This window comes from Micromonospora chersina (assembly GCF_900091475.1).
Classification (GTDB): domain Bacteria; phylum Actinomycetota; class Actinomycetes; order Mycobacteriales; family Micromonosporaceae; genus Micromonospora; species Micromonospora chersina.
Map to the genome: position 1 here is coordinate 3681662 of NZ_FMIB01000002.1, position 13325 is coordinate 3694986.

At 75.0% G+C, this 13325-nt stretch carries 14 protein-coding genes; 4 read left to right on the forward strand and 10 right to left on the reverse strand.

All coding sequences use genetic code 11. From position 1 onward, the window contains the following. Positions 1-7: 7 nt before the first annotated feature. The gene (locus tag GA0070603_RS16935; RefSeq protein WP_091314715.1) at positions 8-1042 is read right to left on the reverse strand and encodes an extracellular catalytic domain type 2 short-chain-length polyhydroxyalkanoate depolymerase; all 1035 of its coding nucleotides are present in this window, start codon (positions 1040-1042) and stop codon (positions 8-10) included. Positions 1043-1202: 160 nt separating this feature from the next. On the opposite strand from GA0070603_RS16935, the gene GA0070603_RS16940 reads away from it, so the two are divergent. Beyond that, the gene (locus GA0070603_RS16940) at positions 1203-1958 is read left to right on the forward strand and encodes an Fpg/Nei family DNA glycosylase (protein ID WP_091314721.1); all 756 of its coding nucleotides are present in this window, start codon (positions 1203-1205) and stop codon (positions 1956-1958) included. Here the strand turns inward: GA0070603_RS16940 and GA0070603_RS16945 are convergent. Genes GA0070603_RS16945 through GA0070603_RS31240 form a run of 4 tightly spaced genes read right to left on the reverse strand, consistent with a single transcriptional unit; the run spans position 1955 to position 6581 of the window. Further along, the gene (locus tag GA0070603_RS16945; RefSeq protein WP_139131885.1) at positions 1955-3496 is read right to left on the reverse strand and encodes a serine/threonine-protein kinase; all 1542 of its coding nucleotides are present in this window, start codon (positions 3494-3496) and stop codon (positions 1955-1957) included. The genes GA0070603_RS16940 and GA0070603_RS16945 overlap by 4 nt on opposite strands. Before the next feature lie 47 nt (positions 3497-3543). Further along, positions 3544-4152, reverse strand: coding sequence for an FIMAH domain-containing protein (locus GA0070603_RS16950; protein WP_091314727.1), 609 nt, complete (start codon positions 4150-4152; stop codon positions 3544-3546). A 51-nt stretch (positions 4153-4203) separates the two neighbouring features. Then, positions 4204-6399, reverse strand: coding sequence for a bifunctional polysaccharide deacetylase/glycosyltransferase family 2 protein (locus GA0070603_RS16955; protein ID WP_091314730.1), 2196 nt, complete (start codon positions 6397-6399; stop codon positions 4204-4206). Then, positions 6399-6581, reverse strand: coding sequence for a hypothetical protein (locus GA0070603_RS31240; protein ID WP_139131886.1), 183 nt, complete (start codon positions 6579-6581; stop codon positions 6399-6401). Before GA0070603_RS31240 ends, GA0070603_RS16955 begins: the two co-directional genes overlap by 1 nt. A 384-nt stretch (positions 6582-6965) precedes the next feature. Here GA0070603_RS31240 and GA0070603_RS16965 point away from each other — a divergent pair, with 384 nt between their 5' ends. The 3 genes from GA0070603_RS16965 (at position 6966) to GA0070603_RS16975 (ending at position 8806) form a co-directional block, all read left to right on the forward strand. Next, positions 6966-7721 (forward strand): SAM-dependent methyltransferase, encoded by a 756-nt coding sequence (locus GA0070603_RS16965; RefSeq protein WP_208862897.1) that lies wholly within the window; start codon positions 6966-6968, stop codon positions 7719-7721. Positions 7722-7803: 82 nt separating this feature from the next. Then, a complete protein-coding gene (locus GA0070603_RS16970) occupies positions 7804-8229 on the forward strand; it encodes an ATP-binding protein (protein ID WP_091314740.1) in 426 nt (141 codons plus the stop codon). A 175-nt stretch (positions 8230-8404) separates the two neighbouring features. Then, entirely contained in the window at positions 8405-8806 is a 402-nt protein-coding gene (locus GA0070603_RS16975; protein WP_091314742.1) for a hypothetical protein, read from the forward strand. A gap of 110 nt (positions 8807-8916) precedes the next feature. On the opposite strand, the gene GA0070603_RS16980 is transcribed toward GA0070603_RS16975, so the two are convergent. The 5 genes from GA0070603_RS16980 to GA0070603_RS17000 all read right to left on the reverse strand — a co-directional run bounded on the left by GA0070603_RS16980 (position 8917) and on the right by GA0070603_RS17000 (position 13290). Beyond that, positions 8917-9897, reverse strand: coding sequence for an aldo/keto reductase (locus GA0070603_RS16980; RefSeq protein WP_091314746.1), 981 nt, complete (start codon positions 9895-9897; stop codon positions 8917-8919). A 42-nt stretch (positions 9898-9939) separates the two neighbouring features. Further along, the gene (locus tag GA0070603_RS16985) at positions 9940-10455 is read right to left on the reverse strand and encodes a DUF2231 domain-containing protein (RefSeq protein ID WP_244282543.1); all 516 of its coding nucleotides are present in this window, start codon (positions 10453-10455) and stop codon (positions 9940-9942) included. Between the two features lie 80 nt (positions 10456-10535). Then, positions 10536-11726 (reverse strand): sensor histidine kinase, encoded by a 1191-nt coding sequence (locus tag GA0070603_RS16990; protein ID WP_208862898.1) that lies wholly within the window; start codon positions 11724-11726, stop codon positions 10536-10538. A 13-nt stretch (positions 11727-11739) separates the two neighbouring features. Beyond that, positions 11740-12405 (reverse strand): response regulator transcription factor, encoded by a 666-nt coding sequence (locus GA0070603_RS16995; RefSeq protein WP_091314750.1) that lies wholly within the window; start codon positions 12403-12405, stop codon positions 11740-11742. 45 nt (positions 12406-12450) lie between these two features. After that, a complete protein-coding gene (locus GA0070603_RS17000; RefSeq protein ID WP_244282544.1) occupies positions 12451-13290 on the reverse strand; it encodes a DUF3152 domain-containing protein in 840 nt (279 codons plus the stop codon). Positions 13291-13325: the final 35 nt, after the last annotated feature.

The window sequence follows — 13325 nt, forward strand, 5'->3', positions numbered from 1 at the left end:
TCCCGGCTCAGCCGTCCAGACGGCGCACCATGTTCATGATCGTCTCGACCTGGGCACCTCCCTTGATCGGATAGTTCGTCGCGCCGAGGTAGCCCCACCAGTCCCAGCAGCCGTTCGGGTTCACCCCGCTGGCGACCGCCTGCGGATAGAGCACGATGAGTCGGTTGGTGTCGGCGTACTGGTTGAGGTTGGCCCGGTCGACGAAGGCGGTGCCGACCTTCGCGTACCCCTGGGCGCAGCCGTGCAGGGCGACCAGCAGGCGGCAGGTGGTCCCGGCGGCGCAGGTGCTCGGCACGTACGCGAAGCCGTTGGCGTCCATGCTCAGCCCGTTGGCCCAGCCGTTGGTGGCGAAGGTGTCCTGACCGAACCGGATCAGGGTGCCGCCCAGCGGGCCGGTGTTCGGCGCGGCGACCGAGCCGAGCAGCTTGCCGAGGAAGGCGCCCTGCGGGTCGGTGCCGCAGTCGGCGAGGAACGGCGAGGCGGTGGCCGTGCACCCCACAGTGCCGTACGGGGTGACCCAGGAGTGGCCGGCCGCGCTGCCGGAGTCGTAGCGGACGCTCGCCCCGAAGTCCTGGTAGTACCGGACCAGGTCGTCGGTGACCGACTTCTTCACGGTGCCGTCGTTGCCGCCGTGGTAGACGTACACCGGCTGGCCGGCGAGGTTGCCGGTGCCGTCGACCCAGCCGTAGGACGCCCAGGTGCGGGTGTAGCTCTCCAGGGTGGCGACGTGGGTCGGGTAGAGGTTGTCGCCGCAGCCGTAGAGGGCCTGGGAGACGTTGTTCTGGGCGCAGTAGTAGGGGCCGGCCGCGAAGATCGCGGCGCCCCGGATCCGCGCCGAGTAGGCCACCTGGAGCTGGGTGGCCATGTACCCGCCGGAGGAGACCCCGGCGACGTACACGGCGGAGACCGGGTAGCTGCGCAGCGAGCCGGCGACCGGCGTCTTGGTGTAGGGCGTGCTCGCGGCCCGGGCGGCGACGCCGCCGGGCAGGACCAGGAGGAGGGCCGCGGCGAGGGTGGCGGCGGCTTTCCACGGTGTCTTCATGGCGTTCTCCCGTCGGAGCGCCGGCGGGACGGCCGGCGTGCCGGCACGCTAACGTGACATAGACCACAGCAGATATCCGCGTGGCCGACACCTCGGCGACGGCGGCGGTGTGGCCGGCCCACGGTCGTTTCCGCCCCGCCCGGCCGGGTACGCGCCGGACATGCCCGAGGGTCACCTCATCCACCGGTACGCACGGGAGCAGCACGATGCGCTCGCCGGGAGCGACGTCACGCTCTCCAGCCCGCAGGGGCGCTTCGACCCGGCCCCCTACGCGGGACGGCCGCTGCGGGCCGTCGAGGCCGACGGCAAGCACCTGCTCTACCACTTTCCCGACGCGCCCGTCCTGCACGTGCACCTCGGCATGCGCGGGCTCTTCCTGCGCTACGACGACCCGGCCGTCCCACCCCGCCCCGGCACCCGGCTGCGGCTGGCCGGCCCGGCGGTGGCGTACGACCTCATCGCGCCGATCCGCTGCGAGCCGCTGCCGGCGGACGCGGAACGCGCGCTGCGGGCCTCGCTCGGGCCCGACCCCCTGCGGGCCGACGCCGACCCGGCCGAGGCGGTCCGCCGGCTCACCGCGGCCGGGGCGCCGGTGGGCGCCGCGCTGCTCGACCAGGCGGTCTGGGCCGGCATCGGCAACGCCTGGCGGGCCGAACTGCTCTTCCTGGCCGGGCTGGACCCGGACGCCCGCTCGGTGGACGTTCCGGCGGCGGAGCGCCTGTGGCGGCTCGCCGTCGTCCACCTCGCGCTCGGCCGGGACCTCGGCCAGGTGGTCAGCGACCCGGCCGCGCCGGACGAGCGGTGGGTGTACAAGCGGGAGCGCTGCCGCCGCTGCGGCAGCCCGGTGCGGACCTGGCAGCTGGGCGGCCGCACCGCGTACGCGTGCCCGGTGGACCAGCCGGCGGGCGGGCCCTAGTCGTCGCCCTCCTCGTCCCTGCCCTTCTTCCCGCCCTTGCCCTTCTTCCCGTCCTCGCCCTTCCGGTCGTCGTTCGGGGGCGGAGCCGGACGGCTGGTCTGCCCGGCGACCGTGAGGCTGCTGCGGCACGGTGTGTCGTTCAGCCGAAACTGGCCGGGCAGGGAGGTGGCCTCGCGGTAGGTGACCGCCACGGTGGCGGTGACGGCCCGCCGGGGCGGCAGGTCACCGATGCGCGCCTGTACCGTCTCGCCGCTCTGCCGCCACGTGCCGGGCGCACCCCGCACGAGGCGCTGCCGGTCGGGCAGGCTGAACACCAGCCGCGCCTCGTCGATCGGCACCGTACCGGTGTTGGTGACGGTCACCCGGCCGGTGGACCGCCCGTTCACGGCGCCGGCGACGGCGTACCGGACGTTGCACTCCGGCTGGCGTTGGCCGATGCCCGCGAGAGCGGCCGGGGTGCTGGGCCGGGCCGGATCGCCGTCGCCGGACGGGCCACCCCCGGACAGCGCGGCGGCCGCCCCGGCGGCCAGCAGCGTCACCGCGGCGGCCCCGGCGACGGCGACCCGCCGCCGTGCGGGAAGCCGCCGCCAGCGTGCGAGCGGCACCGCGACCAGCGGCACGGCGGCCAGATTCCGGCGGAGGGACGGCGTCCAGGCACGGGTGGGCGTCGGCTCGTCGTCGGTGGCGGCGCCGGAGCGCAGCAGGGTGGCCGGTGGCAGCCCGGCGACGGCGCCGAGGGCGGCGGCGGCTTCCGTGGCCGGTGGGCGGTCGCCCGGGTCCTTGGCCAGGCAGCGCCGGCACAGGTCACCGATCTCGGCGGGCACCTCCGCGAGGTCCGGCAGGGCCGCGGGTTCCCGGTACCGGTGAGCGGCGAGCATCTGCGTGGTGGTGGAGGCCCGCCACGGCAACCGGCCGGCCAGGGCCCGGTAGAGCAGCAGCCCCAGGGCGTACACGTCCGTGGCCGGCCGCACCGCCCCCTGCTCAAGCCGCTCGGGGGCCAGGTACGCCGGTGTGCCCAGCAGCCCTTCGGACAGCCCGTCCGGGTCCCCCGAGGTGGCCGAGATGCCGAAGTCGACGAGTTTGACGCCGGTGCCGGCCACCATCACGTTGGCGGGCTTGACGTCCCGGTGCACGATCCCGCGGCGGTGGGCGGCGGCCAGCGCGGCGGCGACCTGGGCGCAGATCAGCACCGCCACCCGCCAGGGCAGCGGACCGCCGCTGAGCAGCTGGGCCAGTGAGCGGCCCTCGACGACCTCCATGACCACGTACGGCACCGGCGGGCCGTCGCCGTCGGCCGCCTCCCCGTAGTCGTACACCTCGACGATGTTCGGATGCCGCAGCCGGGCGGCGGCGCGGGCCTCGGCGCGGATCCGGTGCAGCAGCTGGGGGTCGGCCGCCAGGTCCGGGGAGAGCAGCTTCACCGCCACGTCCCGCCCCAGCACCTCGTCGTGGGCACGCCAGACCACCGACATGCCGCCCGACCCGAGCGGGTCCAGCAGCCGGTAGCGACCGTCCAGCATCGACCCGGCGTCCACCACGGATCGGTGCCCCCACGCGCGGCGGGGGAAACATCGGGCGGCGGGGCTCAGCGGGCGGGCAGGGCCTGGGCGAGCTGCGTGGCCCCGGCGACGAGGAGGTCGTAGCCGCGTGCGCTCAGCTTGTCCTCGCGGCGCAGGTCGATCAGATCCTCGGCGAACTCGCGCAGCGTCGCCCGCGCCTCCTCCGGCTCGCCGTCGGCGATCTTCTCCTCCACCTCCCGCAGCCGTTTCCGCAGCTCCTTGCCGTCGCGGGGACGAAGCTGCCGCTGCTCCACGAGCCCGTCCACCACGGCGCGCAGCCCGGCCGCAAGCGCCGCGGGATCAGCCGAGCGGCGTGAGGCCGGTGACGACGGGGACGGCGAGGCGGTGGGCGTCGGGGAGACCTCGTCGGTCACGGGCCCGGAGGGTTCGGAAGGGACGGACGGGGCGACCGCGACGGTGGCGCCGGTGACCGGAGCGGCGCCATCCTCACCGCCGATGAGGGCCAGCGCGAGCAGGGCGGCCACCAGCGCGAGGGCGGCTCCGCCCGACGCGAGCCACATCACCCGGCTACCGTCGTCCGGCGCCCGATGTCGGCTGCCGGCCGGGCGGACCAGCGGCAGGACGCTGGTCGGCTGCGCCAGGTCACCGCTGCTCGGGTCGGAAGGAACGGACACGCGGGAAATCATGCCAGCCGGTGGCCCGCTCCGGAGCCCGGAGCGGCCGGGTCAGGTGACCGGCTGGGTGTGCGCCGCCGCGACCTCGCCGGTGCGGCGCAGCTTCTGCCACTTGAGCCGGCCACCGCTCAGGGCGGTGATCACCGAGTGCAGCAGGACCAGGTACATGACCTGCCGGTAGACGAACTGCTGGAGGGGCAGCGCCCACAACGGCCGCAGGGGTTCCCGGTCCAGCCGGAAGGCCAGGATGGCGGTGACGACCTGCACCACGAGGACGGCCAGCCAGGCCGCCACGGTCTCGTACCGGTCGAGGAAGAACAGCCCGTAGACGGCGAAGATGTCCACGACCGGGGCGAGCAGCGGCAGCAGCACGGAGAACAGGGCGATGAACGGCAGCCCGCGGCGCCCGAACCGTCCCGACGGGCCCCGCTCCACCAGCGCCCTCCGGTGCCGCCAGAGCGCCTGCATGGTGCCGTAGCTCCACCGGTAGCGCTGCCGCCACAGCTCCGGCAGGGTGACCGGCGCCTCGGTACGGGCCACCGCGGTCTCCTCGTACACCACCCGCCAGCCGGCCCGGTGGATGCCCATGGTGAGGTCGGTGTCCTCGGCCAGGGTGGCCCGGCTGAGGCCGCCGGCGGCGCGCACGGCCTCCCGGCGGAACGCGCCGAGCGCGCCCGGGATGGTCGGCATGCAGTGCAGCGTGTCGTAGAGCCGGCGGTCCAGGCTGAACCCGATGACGTACTCGATGTGCTGCCAGCGGCCCAGCAGCCGCCGCCGGTTGCCCACCTTGACGTTGCCGGCCACCGCCCCGACCCGGGGGTCGGCGAACGGCTGCACCAGGCGGTGGATCGCGTCGGGGTCGACCACCGTGTCGGCGTCGACCATCACCAGCAGGTCGTGCCGGGCCAGCGCCACCCCGGCGTTGAGCGCGGCGGCCTTCCCGCCACCGGGCACCCGGGCCACCCGCACGTTCGGCAGCCCCAGCCGCTCGACCTCCTCGGCGGTGCCGTCGTCGGACTCGTCGTCCACCACCAGCACCTCGATACCGGGGTGGCTCCCGGTGGCCAGCGACCGCACGGCCGCCGCGATCGTGGTCCGCTCGTTGTATGCCGGCACGATGATCGTCACGGGGTCGGTCACCACGCCACCCCAGGACCAGGTGGGCGCCCGGCGCCGGCGGGCGTGCGCGACGGCGTACCCGAACAGCAGCAGCGTGCGGGCCAGGGTGAGCAGTCCCACCACGATCAGCAGCAGCCACAGCAGCCGGATCGTCCCGTCTGCCGCCCGCACGCCCCAGACCAGCAGTGCCCCCCGCGCCCGGTCCAGGGCGTCCAGCCGGGCGGTGCCCGCCCCCGGCTGACCCAGGCCCTGCGAGACCGTCGTGAAGCGGTAGCCGCGGGCCTGCATCTCCGGGATGAACCGGTCCAGCGCCGCCACCGTCTGGGAGCGGTCGCCGCCGCTGTCGTGCATCAGCACGACGGCCCCCCGGTCGCCGTCGGGGGTGGCGTTCCGGACGATCGCCGGGACGCCAGGCCGCGCCCAGTCGCGGCTGTCGGTGTCGTTGAACACCGACACGTACCCCCACCGCCCGGTCTCCCGCACCACCGGCCAGCTCGCGTCATCGAGCGAGTCGACACCGCTGGAGTACGGCAGCCGGGCCAGCGAGGTGCTGACGCCGGTGAGGTGCGCGATGGCGGCCTGGGTCTGCGAGTACTCCAGCTTCCGCCGCCACGCCGGCAGGTCCGCCATCTGCGGATGGGTGAAGGTGTGGATGCCCAGCTCGTGCCCCTCGCGGGCCATCCGCTCGGCCAGCTCGGGGTGCCGCGCGACCTGCGAGCCCACCACGAAGAACGTCGCCGGCGCGTGGTGCCGGGCGAGCACGTCCAGCACCTGCGGCGTCCACTTCGGATCCGGACCGTCGTCGAAGGTCAGCGCTATCGTCTTCGGCGGCATCCGCCGGGCCTCCAGCCGGCCGTCCGGGAAGTCCACCACGGTCCCGCCGTCGCGCACCGGCTTCGGCACCGTCGCCGTGCCGGCCGGCCCCTCGGCGCGGTGGTCGGGGGTGAACCGGGCGTTCGCGTAAGCGCCGATCGCCAGCAGGTTGAGCAGGATGAACGTGGCAACGGCCGCGAGCAGCCAGCGCCGGCGGTCGCGCCGCCGCTGCCGCCGTCCCCACGTGGTGAGGCCCGGTGGCGCGGGGACGTCGCCGGTCCCGTCCAGCCGTCGTCCGGCACGCCAGACGCCCATCAGGTGCCGAACTCGAACACGTCCAGGCCCTGGAGCAGCCAGAACGCCGCCAGCAGCACAAGCAGGACCGCGACCAGCGCGTACACGGCACGGCGCAGCCGCCGCCCCCGGCGGCCCGAGCCGTCCACGAAGATCGCGCCGGTGACGTCCGGCGGCTGGAACATCATCGTGGCCGGTTCCATCGGCTCCGCGTGCCGGGCCCCGGTCACCGGGGAGGCGATGCCTCGCGCGACGGGACCGGGTAGCCCGGACACCGGCGGTTCACGGGTGACCCGGGCCGTCGCCACGGCCCGGGGCGCGGCCCGGCCGCCCCTCATCGGAATCCGTCCTATGTGACGCTCGTTCAGCTCCTTCACCTGGGGAGCAATACCCCGGCTGCCGGTCCGAACCACCTCCGCCGACGTGGCGGTTCTGTGCCACCGCTCAGCCGACCGGCAATTCGGTTGGCGGACGACGGGCGGCGGGCTAGCCTCGCGCCAGTTCGCTCCGATCTCCCGAAGAAGGTGTCTTGATGCCCGTGTCGCGCCGCACCGACCAGCCGCTCGTGCCGACACCTCTCACTGGGAGTGACCGCTTTGGATCTGCCACGTAGCTTCACCATCCGCGAGGGCGACCTCCGGATCCTCAACCCGTTCGACGACGCCAAGCTCGCCACCCTGGGCCGGGCGATCAAGCTCCGGCCCGGCGCGTCGATCCTCGACCTGTGCAGCGGCAAGGGCGAGCTGCTCTGCACCTGGGCCCGGGACCACGGCGTCACGGGCACCGGGGTGGACATCAGCACCGCCTTCACCGCCGCCGCCCGGGAGCGCGCCGCCGAACTGGGCGTCGCCGACCGGGTGCGGTTCGTGCACGACGACGCCGCGACCTACGTACCGGAGCAGCGGGTCGACCTGGCCGCCTGCGTCGGGGCGACCTGGATCGGCGGGGGTGTCCCCGGCACCCTGGAGATCCTGGAGCGCGGCCTGCGCCCCGGCGGGATGGCCCTGGTGGGCGAGCCGTACTGGCGGCTCGACCCGCCCGACGAGGAGACCGTGGCGGGCTGCCACGCCCGCTCCCGGGACGAGTTCCAGGACCTGCCCGGGCTGGTCGGGCTCTTCGGCGAGTGCGGCTGGGACCTGGTCGAGATGGTCCTCGCCGACCAGGACAGCTGGGACCGGTACGCCGCCGCGCACTGGCTCAACCTGCGCCGCTGGCTGGACGCGAACCCCGACGACGAGTTGGCGGGCGAGCTGCGCCGGGAACTGACCGAGGACCCGCTGCGGCACGTGCGCTATCGACGGGAGCACCTGGGCTGGGGCGTCTTCGCCCTGCTCCGCCGCTGACGCGCCGGACCGGCTCCCGACCACCGGTCGGGAGCCGGTCCCGGTCGGCTTAGCGGACGGCTACGCAGGGTAAAGCCAGATCATGGGACAGCTGCGAACCTCGCCGCCACCGCCGCAGGCCGCCGAGCTGGAGCAGTGGGTGCTCAGCACGGCCGAGGAACTGCGGGAGCTGCGGGCCTCGCTGCGCGACGCGCTGACCGGGCACGGCCTGGTCCAGGGCGAGGACCTCGACGAGGTGCCCCACCTCGTGGTGCTCGTCGCCACCGAACTGGCGACGAACGCGCTGCGGCACGGCCGGCCGCCGACGATCGTCACCCTGCTCGCGACCGACGACTGCTTCCTGCTCGACGTGGCGGACCACGACCTCGGCACCGTCCCCGGGCTGGGCGACATCCACCCGCTCGACTCGGGCGGCCGCGGGCTGATGCTGGCCGAGTCGGTCTCGCTGGCCGTCGGCTGGTACGCCACCGACGTGACCAAGAACATCTGGGCCTCGTTCCCCCGCTGAGCCGTTCAAGAATTGCGTAACAAATTGTTCTCCACGTAATGTGACCTGCTTTACACCGTCCGCAGTGGACGGCTCGTATGGTCCTTTCCGAACCGCCCGGGAGAAGACCCTTCCGCCGGTTGTCCCGAGAAACCGCGGGAGATCCCCGCGACTATTCGAGAAGGACCCGAAAAAGATGCGCAAGCTCACCCGATCCCTCGTCCTGGCCAGCGTCGCCGGGGCCGTGCTGGCCCCGTCCACCGCACACGCGGCATCCCCCGAGCCCACCACCGCGCTGCTCGGCACGTACGGCTTCGGCCGCGCCGCCGTCATCGGTGAGGCCGGGCGGAACGCCGGCACCTGGGAGTCGTTCTCGGTGCGGTCGGGCTTCGCCGGCGACGACCTGATCATCACCTACCGGCCCCGCACCACGGCCTACCCGGCGGAGAAGCAGGTCTACACCGCCGCCTTCGACCAGGTGGCCGACGCCCAGGCCGAATGCCGGCAGGTCGGCGCCGACGGCGTGGCGCACGGGGTCTGGGTGTCGTTCCGCTGCCGGACCGGCTTCGCCCCGAGCTACACCCTGTTCGTGCGCTGACGCCTCCGGCGTCTATTCCGCCTTCATTTCGCCCCCTGCCGAATGCGGCCGGGACATCAAGTGTGAAAAGCGTCGCCGGCCCGCCGCCGGCGACGCTTTTCGCGCACCGCCTACTGGAAGCCGGCGACCGGGTGCGGGACGTAGGGCGCCTCCAGGGCGGCCACCTCCTCGTCGGTCAACTCCAACTCCAGCGCGGCCACCGCGTCGGTCAGGTGGTGCGGCTTCGTGGCGCCCACGATCGGGGCGGTGACCGCCGGGTTGTGGGCCACCCAGGCCAGCGCCACCTGCGCCCGGGGCACGTTGCGCTCCGCCGCGATCCGGGCCACCGCGTCCACCACCGCCCGGTCGTTCTCCTCGGTACGCGCGTACAGCGCCCGGCCGAACTCGTCGGTCTCCGCCCGCGCGGTGCGCTCCCCCCAGTCCCGGGTCAGCCGGCCCCGGGCCAGCGGGCTCCACGGGATCACCGCGACGCCCTGGTCGAGGCAGAGCGGCAGCATCTCCCGCTCCTCCTCCCGGTAGAGCAGGTTGTAGTGGTTCTGCATCGAGACGAACCGGGTCCAGCCGTGCCGCTCGGCGGCCCAGAGCGCCTTGGCGAACTGCCACGCGTACATGGAGGAGGCACCGAGGTAGCGGACCTTGCCGGCCCGGACCAGGTCGTGCAGCGCCTCCAGGGTCTCCTCGATCGGGGTGCCCGGGTCGAACCGGTGGATCTGATAGAGGTCGACGTAGTCGGTGCCCAGCCGGCGCAGGCTCGCGTCGATCTCGCTCATGATGTGCTTGCGGGACAGCCCGCCCCGGTTCGGCCCGGGGCCCATCCGGCCGTGCACCTTGGTGGCGATCACCACGTCGTCGCGGCGGGCGAAGTCCTTCAGCGCCCGGCCGACGATCTCCTCGCTGGTGCCGTCGGAGTAGACGTTGGCGGTGTCGAAGAAGGTGACCCCCAGTTCCAGCGCCTGCTGGATGAAGGGGCGGCTCTCCTGCTCCGGCAGGGACCAGGGGTGGCCGCCGCGACTCGGCTCGCCGTAGCTCATGCAGCCCAGGCAGAGCCGGGACACCTCCAGGCCGGTGGATCCGAACTTCACGTACTCCATGGGCCCATCTCACCACCGGCCGGCGCGCGGCGCAGGCACCGCTCAGTCACCGTCGTCGTCGCCGTGCCCGGCGGTCGCCGCCGGGGTGTCGCCCCAGACGGCCTTCGCCCCGGAGTCGCCCACGCGGTAGACCTGCACGAGGTTCGCCGCCGCGACGGCCACGGCCAGCACCGCGACCACCACGCCGACCCCGCCACGGCCGGGGGTACGCGGGCCTTCCGTGCCGCCCTCGGCCGGCCCGGGGGACCGGCGGTGCAGCCAGACCAGCGCGACCGCGGCGACCAGCAGCGGCAGCGCGAACCAGATCAGGGTGTCCCCCAGCTCGGCGTGCCGGCCCGGGTCACCGACCCGGCGCTCCAGGCCCTCGCCGCTCTCGGTGGCGAGCGGGACGGCGGCGGTGGCCAGCGCGGCGATCAGCACGACGAGCACACCGAAGCGGCCCCTCCAGGACGGGCGGACGGCCAGCGCGACCACGCCCAGCGCGGCCAGCGGCAGGAGGACCACGACGGCGTGCACCACGAGCGGGTGCACCGGCAGTCCGTTGACGGTGTCGGGCACGATCTCTCCTCGACGATCGGGGGCGTTCACTGTCCGGCCCCACAGTGCCCAGCGTTTCTTGGGAAGTTCTTGCGGCGGGTTCAGGCCGCCGGCAGGACCAGGGTGACGGTGGCGCCCCGCCCCGGCGCCCCGGCGACCTCGACCGCGCCGCGGTGGGCCCGCGCCACGTGCTGCACCAGGGCCAGTCCCAGCCCGAACCGGCGGCCGGCTCCGGCCGTGCCGTGCGCGAAGCGCTCGAAGAGCCGGTCCGCCGCGGCCGGGTCCAGCCCCACCCCGTCGTCGGCGACCGCGGCGGCCACCTGGCCGTCGCGACGGGTCACGGTCACCGTGACGTGGCCGCCGTCGGTCGTGTGCCCGACGGCGTTGTCCACCAGCGCGGTCAGCGCCCGGCGCAGGGCCGTACGGGCGCCCCGGACCCGGGCCGGACCGGCCGCCTCGACCCGCAGCTCGACGTCGTGCTCCCGCGCGTACGCGGACATGCTCGCCACCACCTCGCGTGCCACCTCGGCCAGGTCCACCTCGATGTCCGGCAGCGGCTGGTGCTCGGCGGCGGCCGACACCAGCAGGTCCTCGACCACCTCGCCGAGCGCCCGGGTGTCCGCCACGAGCTGGTCGAGCTGGTCGGTGAGCCGGTCCGCCGGCTGGCTCCGGGCGCGGCGAGCCAGCATCTGCGCACGGGTGTGCAGCACGGTGAGCGGGGTGCGCAGCTCGTGCGAGGCGTCGGCGACGAAGCGGCGTTGCAGGGTCAGCGCGGTGGCCAGCGGCGCGACCGCCCGCCGCGCCAGCAACGCGGCGGCGACCAGCGCGCCCGCCAGGCCGGCCAGCTCGGCCACGAGCAGCGCCACGGCGAGCTGGCCCTGCCGCCGGCGCAGCGGCGCGAGGTCGGCGGCGACCGCCCAGCGGCTGCCGTCCGCCCGGCGGGCGACCAGCACCCGGACCCGCCGGTCGTCCCCGGCGCCGGTCTCGTACCGCCCGGGCGGCCGCCCGACCGCGCCGTCCAGGATCCGGACCAGCTCCGGGGACGCGCTCCTGGTCACCTCGACCGCCGCGGTGCCGGGGCGCTGCCGGGCCAGGAACTGGCCGGGCGGCGGGTCGTCCACGTCCTCGGCCGCCGCCAGCACCTCGGTCAGCCCGGCGTCCAGCGCCCGGGACTCCTGCCGGCTGGTGAGCACGAACATCAGCGCGCCGACCAGCAGCAGGACGATCCCGATCACCCCGGCGGTCTGGGCCACGCTGGTTCGCCGGGCGCGGTCCAGCCGGGCCTCGTCCACGCCGCTGCCCGCCTCAGCCCGGCCCGAGCCGGTAGCCCAGCCCGTGCACCGTGCGCACGGCGTCCCGGCCCAGCTTGCGGCGCAGGTGGTGGACGCAGGCGTCGACGGTGCCCGGCGCGTCGGCGTTGTCGAAGACGGTGCTGAGCAGTTCGGCCCGGGTGAAGACCTTCGTCGGCCGGCCGGCGAGGGCGTGCAGCACGGCGAACTCGCGGGCGGAGAGCGGGATCTCCCCGGCGCCGTCGAGCACCCGGCGGTTGTCGACGTCCAGCCGGCGCCGCCCGAGCGGCAGCCAGCCGGCCGCCTCCGGGTGCCGGCGGCGCAGCGCCCGGAGCCGGGCCAGCAGCTCGGCCACCTCGAACGGCTTGACCAGGTAGTCCTCCGCGCCCGCGTCCAGCCCCTCCACCCGGTCGTCGACCGATCCCCGGGCGGTCAGCAGCAGCACCGGGCAGGTCACACCGCGGGCCCGCAACCTGGCGACCAGCGCCAACCCGTCCAGCGCCGGCAGCCCCCGGTCGACCACCATGAGCTGGTAGTCGCGGGTCAGCGCGTGGTGCAGGCCGCTGTGCCCGTCGCCGGCCACGTCGACCTCGTACCCCTCCTCGGTCAGCAGGTCGGCGAGCAGGCCGGTGAGGGCGCGGTCGTCCTCGACCAGCAGCAGGCGGGGGCGGGGGCTCTCCACGCGCCCAGTATCACCCCCTCTGTGACCACTCCGGCTCGGCGCGCGTCAGTCCTCGGCCGGGATCGGGTCGTCGTACTGGCCGGACGGGCCGCTGTGCGGCGCGCCGTCCACGAGTGGCCAGGCGTTCGGGGTGCAGCCGTGCAGGCCGAGCGTCTGCTGCTCCATGACCGGCGCCGGGCCGCCGGCCCGGGGGCAGAGTTCGTGACCCTGGCCGAGCCGGTGCCCGACCTCGTGGTTGAGCAGGTACTGCCGGTAGCGGCCGAGGTCGGGGAAGTGCGGCACGCCGTGCACCCAGCGGGCCACGTTGATCACCACCTGGTCGCCGTTGCGGCAGGAGGTGTAGCGGTCCGTGGTGTCGGCGCAGAGCCGGCCCCGGGTCACCGGCGTGGTCAGCAGCACCGTGAAGTCGGCCGGGTCGTCGCGTCCGACCCGTTGCAGCCGCCACCGGCCGTCGCCGGTCCAGCCGCGGGGGTCGGCCAGGGTCACCGCCACCTCCCGGGCGAAGCGCTCCACGTCGACGTTGCCGATGCCGTCCTCCACGGCGACCCGGTACCGGAGCAGTTCGCCGCTGCGGCCGGCCACGGCGCCCACGCCGGTGGCGGTGCGGAAGGCGCCCGTACCCCGGGCCGGGTAGCTGATGCCGGGCGGCACCCGGCCGGCGGCCGGCACCGGCGGTGCGGCGGGCCTGGTCATCGCCGGGCGGGCCGGCCCGGCGGCCGGGGCGCCGGCCCGCACGCCGGCCGCGACCAGCAGGTCCGGGTGCCGCCGGGCGGCGTACCCGGCGAGCCCGGCCGCGACCAGCAGCACCACCAGGGTCAGGGCGCCGGCGCGGGACGCCCGCCGCCGACGGTGCAGCCCCCGGTCCCGCCCACGCCGCCCGCCCACGCCGATCTCCGTCCGTCGCGCCGCCCCGGTCCGGC